Below are 17913 nucleotides of genomic sequence, written 5' to 3'. Positions count from 1 at the left end.
TGATGGCGTTGAGCCAGGGTACGGTTATCCGCCCATGAAACGGGCTGGAACGGTGATCAGCTCGGGCACCAGGATGAACAGGCCGAGCAGAAGGGCGTAGGCGATCACGAAAGGCCAGACGCCCTGAACGGCGCGGCTCATCGGAACACGGCCTACGCCGCAGATGACGTTGAGAACTGTTCCGACCGGCGGGGTGATGAGGCCGATGGAGCAGTTCATGATGAACATGAGCCCGAAATAGACAGGGTCGATCCCTGCCATTTTGATAACGGGCATGAACAACGGCACAAGGATCAGCACTGTTGGTGAAAGATCCATGACCATACCCACAGCCAGCACGATCAGCATGATGACCAGCATCAGCAGGCGCGGGCTGTCGATCAGCGGCTGGAGCAGGGCTGCAAGCTGCTGCGGCAGCTGGGCAACCGTGATGAGCCAGGCGGCGACCATGGCTGCACCGACGAGGAACATCACCATGGCGGTAGAGCGGCCAGCGCTGATCAGCACCTGCAGGAAGTCACGGAATGTCAGCTCGCGGTAGACAAGCGTGGAAACAAGGATCGCATAGACTGCCGCGACCACAGCCGCTTCCGTGGCCGTGAAGGCGCCGGTGCGGATGCCGCCGATGATGATCACGGGCAGCAGCAGTGCCCAGACGCCATCCTTCAGGGCCTTCCAGCGTTCCGCGCCAGAGGCTTTGGGCAGGACTTCCAGGTTTTCCTTGCGGATCATGAAGCTCCACACCAGCACCAGCGTCAGGCCCATCATCAGGCCCGGGGCGATGCCGGCCAGGAACAGCTTGGCGATGGAGATGTTGCCCGAGACGCCGATGAGGATCAGCGGCAGCGACGGGGGGATGATCGGCGCAATGATGCCGCCTGCAGCCAGAAGGCCAAGGCTGCGGCCTTCCGGATAGTTGCCGTCGCGCATCATCGGATAAAGGATCGAGACGAGTGCGGCAGCATCGGCCACGGCCGAACCGGACAGGCCGGCCAGCACGATGGAAGTCATGATCGCCACATAGCCGAGCCCGCCCTTGCGGTGGCCGACGAGCGAGGAGGCGAGGCGCACGATGCGCGTGGACAACCCGCCGCGCGACATGACTTCGCCGGCAACCAGGAAGAAGGGAATGGCCAGCAGCGGGAAGTTGTCGACGCCGTTGATGAGGTTCTGCGCCAGAATGTCGGTGCTGAGCAGATCCATCTGCAGCATCAGCGCCATGGAGGCGAGCAGCAGTGCGAATGCGACCGGCAGGCCAAGCAGGATCGAGCCAATCAGGACGGCCAGAAAGAGAACGAGGGTCATTCCGCGCCATCCTCCGCAAGGACTTGCTTCACACTGTCAGGATTGATGATGCGGACCACTGCGATGGCGGCCATGAGCACCGAGGAAACAACACCGGACAGATAGAACAGCCCGGAGGGCAGGCCCGTGAGCGGCGAGATGTTGGCCATGTTCATCATGGTCTGCTTCATGCAGCCCCAGAACAGAAGCAGCACGGTGCCGAGGATGACGAGCCAGCAGGCGCGGCGCAGGATGCCGATGTACTTCGGGAAGACACCTTCGGCGAATTCGGCCAGCGCCAGATGCTCGCCCCGGCGCAGGGTGACGGCAGCACCGAGCATGACCACCCAGACGAACCAGAGGCGCGACAATTCCACCGAGACGCGGATGCCGGATGAGAAACCGTAGCGCAGGACGACATTGGCAAAGACGATGGCGATCATCGCGGTCAGAAGCGCCGCCATGATGAGATCGATCGAGCGCCAGATGAGGCGGATTATGCTGTGCATCCGTCCTCCTCCCAGAAGTTGGAATGCTTCAAATTGCACGGGCTGTGCGTTTGGGTTATCGTTAACCCACCATGGATGATATCGATAACAAATTTGAGCGTCAAGCTCTTCCCGAAGAGCGTCCCGTGACCATTGCCGATCTGGCGGCGCGGGCTGGCGTCAGTCCCATGACCGTATCGAAAGCGCTCCGGGATACCGGGCGCCTGAGTGCGGAGACGCGGGCACGGATCAAGCAGCTGGCCGATGAACTGGGCTATGTGCCCAACTCGCTTGCGGGCGCGCTCAGTTCGCGCACCAGCAAGCTTGTGGCCGTTCTCATTCCCTCCATCAGTGACCACGTCTATGCGGAGGTTCTGGGCGGTATCCATGGCGTGCTGCGGCCGGAGGGGATGCAGACCTTCATTGGCGAAACCTTCTTCGATCCCGGGCTGGAAGAGAGCCTGCTGCGGACCATGCTGTCGCTGAAGCCTGCGGGTTTGCTGGTGTCCGGCGGGATCCTGCGCACGGAAAAGGCGCGGGTGCTGCTGGAGCGGCGGCAGGTGCCGGCGGTGCAGATGTGGGATCAGCGCAATGCCGGTCTCGATGCGGCGGTGGGGGTTGATCACGCCGGGGCCGGACGCATGGCGGCACGCCGTCTTCTGGATGCAGGCCTCCGGCGCCTGGCCTATGTCGGCTCGCAGCTGGAGGCCGATCTGTGCGCCCGTGAGCGCTTCAAGGGATTTGCTGCAGAGGTCTCGGCTGCCGGTGCGCGCCTGACCGTTCTGGATGGCGGCACTTTGCCGCGGCAGGTGGAAAGCGGCAATCAGCTGGTCCGTCAGCTGCTGGGAAGCGTGCCGGATGTGGAAGGGATCCACTTCCTCAATGATGCGATGGCGGCAGGCGGCTTGCGTTATCTTTTCGAGGCGGGGATCGATGTGCCGGGGCAGGTGTCTGTCATCGGCTTCAACGGCACGTCAGATGCCTTCTCCATCCGCACGCGGCTGACCACGCTGGACCTGCCGCGTCTGCAGCTTGGGCGCGATGCGGCCTGCTGCCTGCTCCAGCTTTGCCGCAAGAATTCTGCCGTGCCCGGACAGGAGATCGGATTGCGCATTGTTGAGGGTAACACGGCGCGCCCCTTGCTGCCGGAATGGGGCAAACAGCGGGCTGTGGCAGATTCTGCTTCGTAACACCCGGAAATGGCACGAAATTCCGCCGTCAGCTGTTAGACTCGTCCTGACCGCAACTTGAGGGAGCAAGCGCGTGGAGGCCGGTCTGACCAAGACGCTCGACACCTACGAGGTGACCCGCACGGACATGCTGCCGGATGACATTCCCCGGTTGCATGAGCTGTCGATTGGCGTCAACTGGCCGCACCGTCCCAAGGACTGGGAACTCGCCATCGGCCTCGGCCATGGCTACGTTGCCCGCGACGAAATCGGCCGTGTGCTGGGCTCTGCCATGTGGTTTCCCATGGGACCGAAGCTGGCAACAGTGGGCATGGTCATCACCTCACCCCGGATGCAGGAGCACGGGGCAGGGGCCTGGCTGATGCAGCACGTGCTGGCTGATACGGCAGACCGGGGCAAGGTGCTCAATGCCACCAAGGCCGCCTACCGGCTCTATCTGTCGCTCGGCTTTATTCCCCGGGCGACCGTCTATCAGCATCAGGGCATGGCGGTAAAACTGCCTGATGGGCCTGAAACCGCGGTGCCGATGCTCCCCGAGCATGCTTCGGAGATCGTGGCTCTTGATGCCAGTGCCTATGGCGCAGACCGCAGTCAGGTGTTCGAGCGGCTCTTCGAGCTTTCCGAAGGCACAATCATCCTGCGCGATGGTAAGGTGGCCGGCTTTGCCCTCTGCCGCGAATTCGGGCGCGGGCGTGTGATCGGTCCGGTGGTGGCGGATACGGAAGAGGACGCCATTGCCCTCATCCGCCCGCATGTTGCCGCCCATCAAGGCGTGTTCCTGCGCATGGATACGTGGGCCGAAGATGGCCCGCTGCGCCGTTTCCTGCAGGACGCCGGTCTTGGCGTCTTCGATACGGTGACGACCATGACCCTTGGCAGCGTGCCTGAATGCGGCCCCGCCATCACCTTCGGCCTCGTCAATCACGCCCTGGGGTGAGCCGGGTGGCTGATGGGGGCGGCAGCACGGGTGTGACCGCCCCTTCCATCTCAGAAATCGGCGACCTTGCCCCAGGAACTCTCGCTGAAGCGGGAAGGATGGTAGGGTTTTGCATCCAGCACGGGCTCCTGGCCCATGACGATATCGGCAATCATTTCGCCCGCACCCGTGCCAATGCCGAAGCCATGGCCGCTGAAGCCGGCGGCAAGCACGAAGCCGGGGATCTGGGTTTCGCCAACGGCTGGCACGCCGTCCGGCGTGCTGTCGATATAGCCGGCCCAGGCGGCGGTGACCTGGCTTTCCTTGAGAGCCGGAATCAGTTCGCGGGCACGGGCAAGGGTTTCACGGATCTGGGACGGATCAGGCGTCGGATCGAGGATGCGCATGCGTTCCATCGGCGTTTCCCGGTCCAGCCGCCAGCGTGAGAGGCTCTCGTGGCCGCTGCGCAGGCCTTCAAGTCCGCCTACGGCGAGCGACTTGTGCCGCTTTAGAAACATTGGAATGAAGGTGGTGCCGAAGCGCAGCATCTGCGCGGTCGGGTCCACGCGGGCGCGGCCGGAAATGGCCAGCGTGTGCCCGCCCTTGCGTGCGGTCAGCGACACGCGTGCCGTGTGCAGTGCATCCGGAATGCCTGCTGCCTCGCTGACGGCAAGGATCGAGGCGCGGACGGAGGCCTGCGGAAAGCGGATGCCGAGCTGGCGGCAGAAGCTGGAGGCCCAGGCGCCGCCCGCCATGACGGCGATTTTCGTGGCGATGGTGCCCCGTTCCGTGACAACGCCACTGACCCGTCCGCCGGAGAGCTCCAGCCCGCGCACGGCGCAGTTCTGCAGCACGCGGCCGCCGTGGGTTTCAACGGCCCTGGCAATCAGCGGCACGGCGCTGGCCGGATCGGCGATGCCATCGGTGGGGGAGAAGACGCCGCCCTTCCAGCTCTTGCCTGTGGCCCGCCCGCGTTCGGCGGCCTCTTCGGCGGTGAGCATGTGGGTGATGACATTCTGCTTACGGGCAAAATCACGCCAGCGCGCCCATCCCTCGATCTCGGCCTCATTGTTGGACAAATACAAAAGGCCAGAGCGGCGGAAACCGAGGCTGGGGCCAATTTCTGCGGCAAGCTCATCCCAGAGCGCAAGGCTGCGTGTTGCCATCGGAAGCTCGCGCGCGTCGCGGTTCTGCTGGCGGCACCAGCCCCAGTTGCGGCTGGACTGCTCGGCGCCGGGGCGGCCTTTTTCCACCAGTACCACCTTCACGCCGCGTCTTGCGAGGTAATAGGCCGCACAAGTGCCCACAATGCCGGCGCCGATGATTACAACATCGGCCTCGGCTGGCAGGTCACCGGCAGTCTCGATCGTCAGCAGGGGTGCGCGCATGGAAAACTCCTTTGCCTTGCACCCTAGCGGCAGCCTGTCAGGCGTGGCTACTGCACAGGTGCGGTGATGCGGCATTTTATGCTGAAGTTGGGGGTGACGCTGGCTCAGGGAATTCTCCCTTTCAGGAAATCTTTTTGTATTCAGTGGAATTTGGCTGATTGCCTATCCGGCATTTTCTGCTTACTCTCATCTTGTCATAAGAGGGCATCATGAAGCTGGACCGGATCGATATCCGTATTCTGCACGAGCTGCAGAAAAATGGCCGCATCACCAATGTGGAGCTGGCTGAACTGGTTCACCTGTCGCCCAGCCCTTGCCTGATGCGGGTGAAGAAGCTGCAGCAGGCGGGTTACATCACCGGTTATGCGGCCCAGATCGACCTTGCCAGGCTAGGCCCGACGCTGACCGTCTTCACCGAGATCACCTTGAAGAACCACCGCAAGATGGACTTCGACCGCTTCCAGCAGGCGGCGGAAAAGGTGGAGGAGATCATCGAGTGCCACCTGATCTCGGGTGGCTATGACTACCTGCTGAAATTCGTCACCGGCAGCATCGGCGATTATCAGGCGATCATGGAACGCATGATCGACATGGACATCGGCATCGACAAATACTTCAGCTTCGTGGTGATGAAGTCCCCTTTCGTGAAATCCCACCTGCCGCTGAAGACGATTTTTCCGATGTGAGGGGGCGCTCAGATCGCTGGTTGTGCTCCTCCGCCGTGATCCCGGAGGCGCCTCGCGGGTCCGGGGCCGGTGAGCCGTGCGGTATGTTCATTCAATAAGTTAAAGCCGGGACGCTTCGACCCACCGGCCTCGGATCTCCGCCTCGCTGCGTCCGGGGTGACGATGGGAATCAGCCTGCGAAGGTCCCCGCCGGATCTGTTCCGGCGAGAACTTGTGCTCCCAAAGCCCAGCCTCTCAGGCTGCCGTGCTGGCGAAGTTCTCTGGCAGGCTGTCGAGCCAGCCGGTGTCGAGTTTCGGCACGGAGGAGAAGAGCAGTTTGGAATAGGGGTGCGTGGCGCCGGCCGGGAGCTGATCGTTTGCCAGGAGCTCCACCATTTCGCCATGCTGCATCACCATCACCTGGTCGCAGATCGACTGGACGGTGGAGAGGTCGTGGCTGATGAAGACGTAGGAGAGGCCCAGCTCCCGCTGCAGCTCCTTCAACAGTTCGATCACTGCTGCCGCCACCACCGTGTCGAGGGCGGAGGTGATTTCGTCGCACAGGATGATATCCGGTTTGGCGGCAAGGGCTCTGGCGAAGTTGACGCGCTGCTTCTGGCCGCCGGAAAGTTCGCCCGGCATACGATGGCGCAGGGCACGCGGCAGCCGCACCATGTCCAGCAACTCGTTGACGCGGGCCTCCTGCGCAGCGCCTTTCTGGCCATGGTAGAAGGCAAGCGGGCGGCCAAGAATATCGGCGACGGAGCGGGAGGGGTTCAGCGCCGTATCGGCGAGCTGGAAAACGATCTGCATCCGCCGCAGCTCTTCCTTGCTGCGCGATCTGGCTTTCGGGTCCAGCTCCCGGCCATCCAGCTGCACATGGCCGCGCACCGGCGGCAGCAGACCGGCGATGACGCGGGCGAGGGTGGATTTGCCCGAGCCGCTTTCGCCGATGACGCCGAGATTATGCCCGCGCTCCAGCCTGCAGCTGACGTTCTTCAGCACGGTCTTGAAGGGCAGGCCGGTGGGTTCGAGCGGGCCATAGCCTGCGTAAACGCCGCTGACCTCGAGGATGGGCCGCTTGACGGGCATGTCCACCTCGGCGTCAGCAGGAGCTGCGAAGGGTACCGGCTGGAACGCGGCCAGAAGCTCTTTCGTATAAGGGTGAGTGGCCGCGTGCAGGATCTGCTCCGTCGAGCCTTCTTCCTGGATCTCGCCGCCCTTGAGCACGATGATCCGGTCCGCGATCTGGGCGACGACGGCAAGGTCATGGGAGACATAGACACCGGCCATGCCGCCCTTGCGCATGACGGACTTGAAGGCGCGCAGAACCTCGATCTGGGTGGTCACGTCCAGCGCGGTGGTGGGCTCATCGAAGATGACGAGCTGCGGACCGCCGATGAGAGCCATGGCAGCGGCAAGGCGTTGCAGCTGGCCGCCGGAAACCTGATGCGGATAGCGCTCGCCGATGGTTTCCGGCTCCGGCAGAGCGAGCGCACGGAACAGTTCCACGGCCTTGGCGCGGGCTTCCGTCCGGCTCATCAGCTTGTGGATGCTGGCTACCTCGACGACCTGATCGATCAGCCGGTGCGAGGGGTTGAAGGCAGCGGCTGCACTTTGCGGCACATAGGCGACATCCGTGCCGCGCAGTTTCTGGCGCGAGGATTCGCTCATCGTCACCAGATCCTGCCCGCCGAGCAGGACCTTGCCACCGCTGATCTTGCAGCCGGTGCGGGTGTAGCCCATCAGGGTGAGGGCAATGGTGGTCTTGCCTGATCCGCTTTCGCCGATCAGCGCAACGATCTCGCCCGGGTTGATGGTCAGGCTGACGCCTCTGATGATCTCCACCCGGCGGCCCGAGTCGGTGCGGGCTTCGACATGCAGATCCTGGATTTCGGCAAGAGGTTTGGTCATCAGGCGCGGTCCCGGATCTTGACTGGCAGGTTGTCGATCAGAAGGTTGACGCTGATCGTCAGGCTGGCGATGGCGAGGCATGGTGCAATTACAGCCGGGGCGCCAAAGGGCAGGCCGCCGATATTCTCTTTCACCAGAGAGCCCCAGTCCGCATTGGGCGGTTGCACGCCAAGGCCAAGGAACGAGAGGCCCGACAGCAGCAGCACGATGAAGACGAAGCGCAGGCCAAGGTCAGCCAGCACCGGGCCGGTGATGTTGGGCAGGATCTCCTGGAAGATGAGATACAGCGTCCGCTCGCCGCGCGCCCGCGCCACGGTGACGTAATCCATCGTGTTGCAATTGACCGCCAGCGCCCGGGCAAAGCGGTAGGAGCCGGGGGTATAGATGACGGCCAGCAGGATGATCAGCACCGGAATGGACGAGCCGATGGCCGCGACCATGACGAGGCCGAAGAGCTTCGACGGGATCGAGTTCAGGGCATCCAGCAGGCGGCTCAGCACAGTGTCGAACCAGCCGCCGGTGACGGCCGCCGTCATGCCCAGCACTACGCCGGAGAAGCAGGCGATGCAGACGGCGGCAAACGACATTCCGACGGTGTAGCGCGTGCCCAGCAGGATGCGGGAGAAGATATCCCGTCCCAGATAGTCCGAACCCAGCCACAGCCTTTCCGAGATGGGGCCGTAGAAATCGAAATCGACGATATCGCCGGGAGCGTAAGGGGCAACCGAGGGGCCGGCGATGGCCACGAGCGCCCAGAACAGGACGATCAGCCCGGCGATGATGCCGGTCGCGTTGATCCGGAATCCGAAGCGGGGCGAAGAGACGGGTGTCTGGCTCATTTGCGCAGCCTCGGGTTGGAGAGAATGGCGACGATGTCGGCGATTGTGATCAGCAGCAGGAAGCCGAAGCAGAAGATCATGGCGCAGCTCTGGATGAGCGGCAGGTCGCGGGTGGCAACCGCATCCACCATCAGCTTGGCGATGCCGGGATAGTTGAAGATCGTCTCGACGATGATGACGCCGCCCAGCAGATAGGACAGGGACAGGGCGACCGCATTGGCGATCGGGCCGATGGCATTGGGAAGGGCGTGGCGCATCACCATGCGGCTGCGCGAGGCTCCCTTGAGAAGCGCCATCTCCACATAGGGCATTTTCAGCGATTCGATCACGGCGGCGCGGGTCATACGGATCATCTGGGCCGAGATGACGCAGGTCAGCGTGATCACCGGCATGGCGAAGACCTTCAGAAGCTGTCCAAAGCTGCTGACATCATTGGCCAGCGACAGGGCAGGCAGCCAGCGCAGCCAGACGGCAAAGACCAGCACCGCAAAGGTGGCGATCATGAATTCGGGAACGGAGATGACCGAAACCACGGTGGTGGTGACGGCCCGGTCATAGATGGACCCCTTGTAGACGGCCATGGTGATGCCGAGAAACAGGGCCAGAGGAACTGCGATGGCGGTTGTTACCGCCGCAAGGCGCAGCGTGTTGGCAAGGCGGCCGCCGATCATGTCCGCAATCGGCATGTTGTTGGCATAGGAGATGCCAAAATCGCCCTGGACCATGCCAAGAAGCCATTGGCCGTAGCGGACGATTGCGGGGGAATCGAGATGCATGGCTTCGCGCAGGCCTGCGACGGCTTCGGGCGTGGCAGCCTGACCCAGCAGGATCTCCGCCACATCGCCCGGCAGCAGGAGGGTTGCGCCGAAGACGACGAAGGACACGATCAGCAGCGTGAGCAATGTCACGCCGAGCCGTCCAAGAACCAGGAAAGCGATTTGCCCCGACATTCAGGCAGCCTCTGCAGATGGGAGGAAGGAGACCGGAGGCGGCAAGCGCCTCCGGTTCGATGCTGGCAATATGTCAGGCTTCGAGCCAGATGTACTCTGCCATGGCATAGCCCATCTGGCCGCCCAGCGGATTCGGCTCCAGGCCCTTCAGCTTGGTCTGCTTGGCGTCCACGTTGGAGAGGTATGCTGGGATGACGGTGCCTGCTTCGTTGGCCACCATCACCTGCATTTCGCCGTAGATCGTCTTGCGCTTTTCGTTGTCCAGTTCGCCGCGGGCCTCGGCCAGCATGCTGTCGAACTTCTCGGACTTGTACTGGCTCTCGTTCCACGGTGCGTTAGAGGCATAGAGCAGCGAGAACAGGATGTCCGGCGTCGGGCGCGGGTTGATGTTGCCGAAGTGGACCGGGGCCTTGAGCCAGTAGTTGGACCAGTAGCCATCGGACGGCACGCGCTGGATGTCGAAGTTCATGCCGATCTTGCTGCCGGCCTGCTGCAGCACGGTGGCCATTTCGACGGAGGCGGTGGCGGCATCGGAGGCGACGACCGGGATCGTCTGGCCCAGAACGCCAGCCTTCTCGAAGTGGTGCTTGGCCTTCTCCGGGTCAAAGGCACGCGGCTTCAGGTCCGCGTTGTGATAGGCATTCATCGGCGAAATCGGCTGGTCGTTGGCGACTTCGGCGAGGCCGCGCATCACTGCCATCTGGATCAGTTCGCGGTCGAACAGGTACTTCACACCTTCGATGAGGTCGAACTTGCTGCCCGGCTCCATGTCCATGCGGAAGTTCAGGTTGGTGTAGTTGCCCGCGGTGGACTTCACCAGATCAACACCGCTTGCGGTTTCCAGCAGGCGCATGGACTGTGGTTTGATTGAGGCGCCGACGTGGATGTCGCCTGAGATGACAGCGCTGACGCGGGCCATTTCATCGGGGATGGCGAAATACTCGAAGCTGTCGACATGGGCGCCGCCCGGCTTGAAGTAGTTCTCGTTGCGGCTCATCAGCGAGCGCACGCCCGGCTCGAAGCTTTCCAGCTTGAAGGCGCCGGTGCCGATGCCCTTGGAGAAGTCGGTGGTGCCGTCCTGCACGATCATGAAGTGGTGCATGGCCAGGATAGTCGGAAGGTCGGCGTTGGGGGCTTCCAGCGTGATTTCCACGGTCAGCGGATCAACGGCCTTGATCTCCTGCATCTGCTTGGCGATGGCGTTGACCTTTGAGCCGGTTTCCTTGTCGAGGTGGCGCTTCAGCGAGAACACCACATCGGCAGAGGTGAGGGACTTGCCGTCATGGAAGGTGACGCCGGACTTCAGCTTCACGGTCCAGACCTTGGCGTCCGAGCTTTCGATGCTGTCGGCCAGTTCCATGTTCAGAACGCCGCCGTCCGACAGGAACGTCAGGCGGTTGTAGAGTGAGCAGCAGCGCACATAATCAGTCGAGAGCGAGGCCTTGGCCGGGTCCAGCGTGTCCGAGGTGGACGAAGACCAGCCTGCTGCCTTGAAGTGGCCGCCCTTGACCGGAGTGGCAGCGAGTGCCGATGTGGCACGGGCAAAGATGGAGCCACCGGCCGCAAGGCCGATACCGCCAGCAAGGAACATGCGCATGATGTCGCGGCGGCTGGCGCCGCGGCGGATTGCATCCTCGACCATCGCATCATCGTTGCGGGTCCAGTTGTTGATTTCGAATTTGCTCATCAGTGTTCCCCTTGTCGTAGATATGCCCGGCTTGTTGTTTTTATTGCCGCGAACCTGCCTGCCGGCTGTCAGGAGGGTCCGGCCTCCGCAGCCGCAGCGAGCCCGGCCATGGAGGTGAAGTGGTAATCCGGCTTCGTGAACTGCGCGGGCTCGATGGTGCCACCGTAGCCCGGCTGGGCGTGCCTGCGCTCGATCCAGCAGTTGGTCATGCCAAGGCTGCGGGAGATGCCGATGTCGTGATACTGGCTCTGTGCCACATGCAGGATCGCGTTCTTGTCCGCGCCTTCCTGTTCCACAAAGCGGAAGACCTGCTCGAAGAAGGCCGGGTCCGGCTTTTCCGTGCCTGTGTCATCGGTGGTGAAGGCCGCGTGGAAGGGATGGCCGAGCTTTTCGTTGAAATGCTCGAAAGCCCAACGCTGCGCATTGGTCATGGCGATCAGGCGGTAGGTCTTCTTCAGTTCCGTCAGCGCCTCGACGCTGTCTGCAAAGGGCTGCCAGTCCGCCACTGCATCCCGCAGCCTTTCCCCATGCGCCGGATCCGGATCAAGGCCAAGCTTCGGAGCGATGACCGTGTAAACGCGGGCGAGGTCATCGGGAAAGCGCAGCGCCTCCGGCATGTAGCGGGCAGCGCGGTAATGGCTGAGGGCTTCCTCTCCGTCGAGGCTGACGCCCTGATCTGCCGCGATCTGAGACAGGGCGGATATTAACCCGCCTTCAAAGTCGATGAGCGTTCCGACGACATCAAATGTCATATACCGGAACGAAGCGAGAGGCTGTGCCGTCATACTGAGCCCCGTATCTGCCGCATTAGCCGCGGCGTTCTCTGGTTGGTTTCCGGCATTTTCTGCCAGTTTTGTTGGCCCAGCCTGATTTCCGGGCTTGGCTTGCATTTTGTATGCATTGCCTTGATTTCTGCAGGTCAGTTTGCGGGTCTTTTGCGCGGCATATGCTCCGAATCCAACCCCGCTTCGGCACAATCTGCTGTTTTGGGTGCACCTATGAGTTCGCTGCCTCAGTAACCTCTGGCGCGGTCGATCAGCCCCGGCACCGGCAATCCCGCCTGATGCGCGCGGATTCCGGCGATCACATGTCTTGCCCCGTCATCTGCCCGCGTCTGGCAGGCCACATGCGGTGTCAGCACAATCTGCTGATGCTGCCAGAAGGGATTATCCGGTGGCAGCGGCTCCGGGTCCGTCACGTCCAGCCAGGCGCTGGAGAGCTGGCCATTTTCCAGCGCCTGCAGCAGGGCATCGTGATCCAGCTGGCGCCCGCGCCCGGCATGAACCAGCGCGGCGCCGCGCGGCAATTGCGCGAAAAGCTCTGCATTCAGAAGGCCGGTGGTTTCAGCCGTCAGCGGCAGCAGGCAAATGAGAATGTCCGTTCGGGCGAGGAAGGCGGGAAGATCCGTAAAGGTCCCGGTGCCCGGAATGTCCTGCGGACTGCGGCTCCAGCCGGCCAGCGGAAAGCCGAAGGGGGCAAGGGCTTCCAGCACCGCCTTGCCGAGCTGTCCAAGGCCCATGACGCCCACGCGCCGTTCCCGCGCCGGAACATTGCGTCCCGATTGCCAGAGGCTGGCGGATTTCTGGCTGATGTAGCGCGGCAGGTCCCGGTGCAGGCCAAGGACGGCGAGCGTCACATATTCCTTCATCTGCTCGGCAAGGCCGGGCTCCAGCATGCGCACCACGCGCACCTGCGGCGGCAGGGCGGCAAGGTTCAGCTGATCGACGCCTGCGCCCACCGAGAACAGCAGCTTGAGATTGGGGTAACGGGTGCCAACATCCTGCGGCGCCGTCCAGGCGACGAGATATTCCACCGCTGCCGGGTCGGGCGCTTCGTTGCGGTGGAAAGGCAGGGCGGGCAGTTCGGCGGCAAAATGCGCGGCGAACACTTCGCCGCGCTTTGCCTCTGAGGTGTAGAGGACTGCCACCGGGTCAGGCCATTGCCGCGCGGACGTCCGGGTCCGCCAGTGTCTGGTCCAGCGTCAGCTTCGTGCGCTCGACGATCTGGGCGATCTCGTCTTCCGTGCAGCACAGCGGCGGGGCATAGCCCAGCACACCCTGTGCGAAGGCGCGAATGACGAGGCCGTTCTCCCAGGCCCGGTCAAAGATGCGGGTGGCAGGTTTGGCGGCTGCGGGGAAGGGCGTCTTCTTCGCCTTGTCGGTGACAAGCTCCACCGCCGCCAGCATGCCGCGCCCGCGCACCTCACCCACCAGCGGGTGGTCTGCGAGAGAGGCAAGGCCCTGTTGCAGCAGGTTGCCCATCTTCACGCCGTTGTCGAACAGGCCGTTTTCGTAAAGATCCAGCACCGCAAGGCCGACAGCCGCGCTGACCGGATGGGCGGAATAGGTGAAGCCGTGGCCGATGGCGGCAGCGCCCGCCGCATCTGCCATCACCTGATACATGTGGTCCGACAGGAACACCGCACCCATCGGTACATAGCCGGAGGTGAGGCCCTTGGCGGTGGTCATCATGTCCGGCACGATGCCTTCCTCAAGGCAGGCGAAGATCGGGCCGGTGCGGCCGAAACCGGTGATCACCTCGTCGGCGATGAACAGGATGCCCATATCCTTGCAGGCGTCGCGCATGGCCTTGACCCAGCCCTTCGGCGGCACGATGACGCCGCCCGAGCCCTGAATCGGCTCCAGATAGAAGGCCGCGACCTTCTCTGCGCCGCCCAGTTCCGCGACCTTGGCCTTCAGGGCCGCCAGCGAGGCGGCAATGATTGCCTCCGGGCTATCCCCGGCCGGATTGCGGTAGCTGTAGTGCGAGGGAATCTTGTGCTGCCAGGTGTAGGGAACGCCGAAACCGGCATGGAAGGCGGGCAGGGCGGTGAGGCCGGAGCCCACGGTGGTGGAGCCGTGGTAGCCCTGCTCGACGGAGATGAAGTGTTCCTTCTCCGGCTGGCCCTTGGCCTGCCAGTAGTAGCGTACGAAGCGGACCGTGGTGTCCACCGCATCCGAGCCGCCAAGCGTGAAATAGACATGGCTGAGATCGCCTGGTGCATGTTCGGCAAGACGCGAAGCCAGGCGGATCGCCGGTTCCGAGCCGAGGCCGAAATAGCCGGTGGCATAGGGCAGCTCGCGCAGCTGCTTGGTGGCGGCCTCGATGATGCTTTCATGCCCGTAGCCGGCATTGACGCACCACAGGCCGGCAAAGCCATCCAGCAGGGTGCGGCCGCTGGCGTCCGTTACCGTGGCGCCCTTGGCGGATTTCAGCACGCGGACACCGGCGGCCTCATGGCCGCGCCAGCTGGCAACCGGATGGATGAGATGGGCACGGTCGAGTTCGACCAGTGAGTTGGCAAGCATGGGACGTCCTTTCTCTCCGGCCGGCTCTGCGGCCGCCGGATCATTCGTTCAGCCGAGCGCCTGTGCGGCGAGGGCAAAAGTGTGAACCGGGCCAGACGCATCGCTGGCGGCTCCAAGGCGCATGGGGATGCCGCCGCCCGCATGGCCAAGGCCATGTTCTGCCAGCCAGGGGGCAAGGCCGGTCTCCGCACCCGTATCCACCCGCAGGAAGCGGCCTTCGCATTCCTTGAGGCACCAGGACAGCAGCTGCCGGGCCTGATCAGCATCGTGGGCGATGACGGGACCAGCCACTTCGCCGCGTCCGAAGGGGCGCAGGGCAGCAAAGGCCGTTATCCGGCCGTTTTCGCGGATCGTGAGGAACTTGCCGGTCCGGAACAGCGCGCTGATCAGCGAGGTCCGGTCCATGCCGGTGGCTGCCTTGTCAAGCTGCGCCAGAACGGGTGCATCCTCAGGACCGGCCAGATGCAGCCCGTCAGCACCTTCTCCGGCAAGAGCTGGTACCTGTTCCGGTGCTCGGGCGATGCCCTGATGCTGGAAGATTCCGCCCACCGCACGGAAGCCCAGCTTTTCATAAAGCGGCAAGCCGTCCTTCGTTGCCACCAGCCGCCACTGCTGCGGCTGGATCAGGCTCATGACGCTGGTCATCATCTTGCGGCCAAGTCCGCGCCCGCGCATGCGCCCGTCAACGATGATCATGTTGATGGTCGCCACGTCACCGAAGGGGGTCGTCAGCGCGGTGGCGACGGCCTCGCCATTCTCGATGGCGACGGCACCTTTCGACAGGCTGTGAAGGAGGCTCCAGTCCTCAGCCCTGTGGGGCCACTTTTCAGCTTGCGACAGGCGCAGCGCCCCGGCGAGGTGTTCCGGTTCCATCGGCTGGATGGTCAGTGTTTCATCTGTCAGCATGTGAACCTGCGCTGGAAAACGTGTGATGATGAGAGCCTATGCCTCGCGCAGGCAAACTTACCGCCCTTGGCCTCTGTGCTGGCGGTATCTTCCGCTGTTCGCCGGGGCTTTCTAAGCATGATCTGCCACAGGCGTGTGGCGATGGCCGGAGCGGACCTGGGGCGGGAGCGGACGCCAGACGGCGCTTGCGCAATAAGGTGCCGTGGAGCCCTTGTGATACGGCGGAATGTGCTTTGGGACGGCGCGAAAGCGGCGGGGGCTTTTTTGCCGGCTGTCTAGGATAGATCAGCAGGCAAGCGATGACCTGCCTCAGCCTTCTTCCTTCCGGCACTTTCAGCACGGGGACCCAAATGACCTTCCGCCCGAAATTCGTGACCTTCGACTGCTACGGCACATTGATCAACTTCGACATGGCAGGCGCTGCGCGCCGCATCTATGGCGAAATGCTCGACGAAGCGAAGATGAACGTCTTCATCCGTGATTTCTCGGCCTACCGGCTGGACGAGGTGCTGGGCGCCTGGAAGCCCTATGCGGATGTGGTGCACAACTCCCTCAAGCGCACCTGCAAGCGCAATGGCGTTACCTTCCGCGAGGAAGACGCAGTGCGCATCTATAATGAAGTGCCGACCTGGGGGCCGCATCCGGATGTGCCGGAAGGCCTTGCCAAACTGGCGAAGGAAATCCCGCTCGTCATCCTCTCCAACGCCATGAACAGCCAGATCATGTCCAACGTGGAGAAGCTCGGCGCGCCCTTCCACAAGGTGATCACGGCAGAACAGGCCGGCAGCTACAAGCCGCAGATGAACGGCTTTGAGTACATGTTCGACGTGCTCGGCTGTGGCCCGGAGGACATCACCCATGTGTCGTCCTCCTTCCGCTATGACCTGATGACCGCCTATGATCTCGGCATCAAGTCCAAGGTCTGGGTCAACCGCAAGCACGAGCCGGCCAACCCCTTCTACGAATACACCGAAATCAAGGACATTTCCGGCCTGCCCGGCGTGTTCGGTCTCTGAAATCCGGCTGTGATCCGCGCAAGCTCCGGGAGCTGACCCATGAAATTTGCATCCTACTGGCAGGATACGGCGCCCGCCTTCACCGGCGGCGCCACGGCAGCCCCCTCCGGGCTTTATGATGTTGCGGTGATCGGGGCCGGGTTCACCGGCCTTGGCGCGGCGCGGCGTCTGGCCATGGAAGGCCGCCGGGTCATCGTGCTGGAGGCGGCAACGGTCGGCTTCGGAGCTTCGGGCCGCAATGGCGGCCACCTCAACAACGGGGTGGCCCACAGCTTCACCGGCGCCATTGCCACCTATGGGGTCGAAACCGCCAAGGCCATGTACAAGGCCTTTGACGATGGCATCGAAACCATCGAGCGCATCGTTGGGGAAGAAGGCATCGACTGCAATTTCCGCCGCGCCGGCAAGCTGAAGCTTGCTTCCAAACCGCAGCATTATGAGGTGCTTGCCCGTAATTTTGAAGCGATCAACCGCACGGTTGATCCCGAAACGGCGATGCTGAGCAAAGCCGGGCTCGCGGGGGAAATAGGCTCGGACATCTTCCACGGTGGCATGCTGCAGAAGAAGAGTGCCATGATGCACATGGGCCGATTTGTCGTTGGCCTTGCGCATGCTGCCGCCCGGCATGGAGCGGAGATCCACGAGAACACGCCCGTCACCGGCCGCCGCCAGACGGCTGCCGGCCACGAGCTGGAAACGCCGAAGGGCACTGTGCGGGCGGCCAAGGTGGTGCTGGCGACCGGTGCCTATACGCCCAAGACCTTCAGCTTCTTCCGCCGCCGCATCGTGCCCGTCGGCAGTTTCCTGCTGGCCACCCGCCCGCTGACGGACGCGGAAGTGCAATCGGTGATGCCGGGCAACCGCACCTGTGTCACGTCGCTGAATGTGGGCAACTACTTCCGCCTGGCGCCGGACAACCGCCTGATCTTCGGCGGCCGCGCCCGCTTTTCCGCCACCTCCAACCAGACCTCGGACGAAAAGAGCGGCCGCATCCTCAAGGACGCGCTCAAAGGCATCTTCCCGCAACTCGGCGATATCGAGGTGGATTACTGCTGGGGTGGCCTCGTCGACATGACCAAGGACCGCTTCCCCCGTGCAGGCGAAGCTGATGGCGTGCACTTCGCCATGGGCTACTCCGGCCACGGCGCGCAGATCGCCACCCACATGGGCGAAATCGTCGCCGACCAGATCCTTGGCCGCACCCGCGCCAACCCCTGGGCCAGCCTCCCCTGGCCCGCCATCCCCGGCCACCTCGGCCAGCCCTGGTTCCTGCCGCTCGTCGGGGCTTACTACAAGTTCAAGGACATGATCGGGTGAGGGGCAGGCGGGTAGCATGGCAGTGAAAAAGGCGGGAATGGGCCT

16 protein-coding genes are annotated in these 17913 nt (G+C 63.3%); 5 read left to right on the top strand and 11 right to left on the bottom strand.

Annotated elements, in window-relative coordinates; translation table 11 throughout:
• Positions 1-24 precede the first annotated feature (24 nt).
• Both H163_RS0115845 and H163_RS23010 read right to left on the bottom strand, forming a co-directional pair.
• On the bottom strand, positions 25-1305 hold the full coding sequence (locus tag H163_RS0115845) for a TRAP transporter large permease subunit (protein WP_019965586.1): 1281 nt from the start codon (positions 1303-1305) through the stop codon (positions 25-27).
• On the bottom strand, positions 1302-1793 hold the full coding sequence (locus tag H163_RS23010; RefSeq protein ID WP_019965585.1) for a TRAP transporter small permease: 492 nt from the start codon (positions 1791-1793) through the stop codon (positions 1302-1304). Before H163_RS23010 ends, H163_RS0115845 begins: the two co-directional genes overlap by 4 nt.
• 125 nt (positions 1794-1918) lie before the next feature.
• On the opposite strand from H163_RS23010, the gene H163_RS0115835 reads away from it, so the two are divergent.
• Entirely contained in the window at positions 1919-2962 is a 1044-nt protein-coding gene (locus tag H163_RS0115835) for a LacI family DNA-binding transcriptional regulator (RefSeq protein WP_160118274.1), read from the top strand.
• Between the two features lie 73 nt (positions 2963-3035).
• Positions 3036-3899: a GNAT family N-acetyltransferase gene (locus tag H163_RS0115830; RefSeq protein ID WP_019965583.1), complete on the top strand. Its 864-nt coding sequence runs from the start codon at positions 3036-3038 to the stop codon at positions 3897-3899.
• 50 nt (positions 3900-3949) lie between these two features.
• Here H163_RS0115830 and H163_RS0115825 read toward each other — a convergent pair whose 3' ends face one another.
• Entirely contained in the window at positions 3950-5266 is a 1317-nt protein-coding gene (locus H163_RS0115825; protein WP_019965582.1) for an NAD(P)/FAD-dependent oxidoreductase, read from the bottom strand.
• 209 nt (positions 5267-5475) lie between these two features.
• Here H163_RS0115825 and H163_RS0115820 point away from each other — a divergent pair, with 209 nt between their 5' ends.
• Complete coding sequence (locus H163_RS0115820) at positions 5476-5952, top strand: Lrp/AsnC family transcriptional regulator (protein WP_019965581.1); 477 nt, start codon at positions 5476-5478, stop codon at positions 5950-5952.
• A 234-nt stretch (positions 5953-6186) separates the two neighbouring features.
• Here H163_RS0115820 and H163_RS0115815 read toward each other — a convergent pair whose 3' ends face one another.
• From H163_RS0115815 to H163_RS0115780, 8 genes are all read right to left on the bottom strand, one after another.
• Positions 6187-7845, bottom strand: a complete 1659-nt coding sequence (locus H163_RS0115815) for an ABC transporter ATP-binding protein (RefSeq protein WP_019965580.1) — start codon at positions 7843-7845, stop codon at positions 6187-6189.
• The gene (locus H163_RS0115810; RefSeq protein WP_019965579.1) at positions 7845-8684 is read right to left on the bottom strand and encodes an ABC transporter permease; all 840 of its coding nucleotides are present in this window, start codon (positions 8682-8684) and stop codon (positions 7845-7847) included. The genes H163_RS0115815 and H163_RS0115810 overlap by 1 nt, the downstream gene beginning before the upstream one ends.
• The gene (locus H163_RS0115805; RefSeq protein WP_019965578.1) at positions 8681-9634 is read right to left on the bottom strand and encodes an ABC transporter permease; all 954 of its coding nucleotides are present in this window, start codon (positions 9632-9634) and stop codon (positions 8681-8683) included. Before H163_RS0115805 ends, H163_RS0115810 begins: the two co-directional genes overlap by 4 nt.
• Positions 9635-9707: 73 nt before the next feature.
• Positions 9708-11321 carry an ABC transporter substrate-binding protein gene (locus H163_RS0115800; protein ID WP_019965577.1) on the bottom strand — a complete coding sequence of 538 codons (1614 nt, stop codon included), beginning with the start codon at positions 11319-11321 and terminating at the stop codon, positions 9708-9710.
• A gap of 68 nt (positions 11322-11389) precedes the next feature.
• On the bottom strand, positions 11390-12106 hold the full coding sequence (locus H163_RS0115795) for an HAD-IA family hydrolase (RefSeq protein ID WP_040679063.1): 717 nt from the start codon (positions 12104-12106) through the stop codon (positions 11390-11392).
• Positions 12107-12333: 227 nt separating this feature from the next.
• Positions 12334-13248 carry a 2-hydroxyacid dehydrogenase gene (locus tag H163_RS0115790; protein WP_019965575.1) on the bottom strand — a complete coding sequence of 305 codons (915 nt, stop codon included), beginning with the start codon at positions 13246-13248 and terminating at the stop codon, positions 12334-12336.
• Between the two features lie 4 nt (positions 13249-13252).
• Entirely contained in the window at positions 13253-14629 is a 1377-nt protein-coding gene (locus tag H163_RS0115785; RefSeq protein ID WP_019965574.1) for an aspartate aminotransferase family protein, read from the bottom strand.
• Between the two features lie 48 nt (positions 14630-14677).
• Complete coding sequence (locus H163_RS0115780; protein ID WP_019965573.1) at positions 14678-15535, bottom strand: GNAT family N-acetyltransferase; 858 nt, start codon at positions 15533-15535, stop codon at positions 14678-14680.
• 350 nt (positions 15536-15885) lie between these two features.
• Between H163_RS0115780 and H163_RS0115775 the strand changes: the two genes are divergently transcribed.
• Positions 15886-16551 carry a haloacid dehalogenase type II gene (locus tag H163_RS0115775; protein WP_026355922.1) on the top strand — a complete coding sequence of 222 codons (666 nt, stop codon included), beginning with the start codon at positions 15886-15888 and terminating at the stop codon, positions 16549-16551.
• Between the two features lie 39 nt (positions 16552-16590).
• Positions 16591-17868 carry an NAD(P)/FAD-dependent oxidoreductase gene (locus tag H163_RS0115770; protein WP_019965571.1) on the top strand — a complete coding sequence of 426 codons (1278 nt, stop codon included), beginning with the start codon at positions 16591-16593 and terminating at the stop codon, positions 17866-17868.
• The last annotated feature ends 45 nt before the right edge of the window (positions 17869-17913 follow it).

Origin of the sequence: Pannonibacter phragmitetus DSM 14782 (assembly GCF_000382365.1) — a bacterium.
Taxonomy (GTDB): Bacteria; Pseudomonadota; Alphaproteobacteria; order Rhizobiales; family Stappiaceae; genus Pannonibacter; species Pannonibacter phragmitetus.
This window is presented reverse-complemented; position numbering and strand designations above follow the sequence as displayed.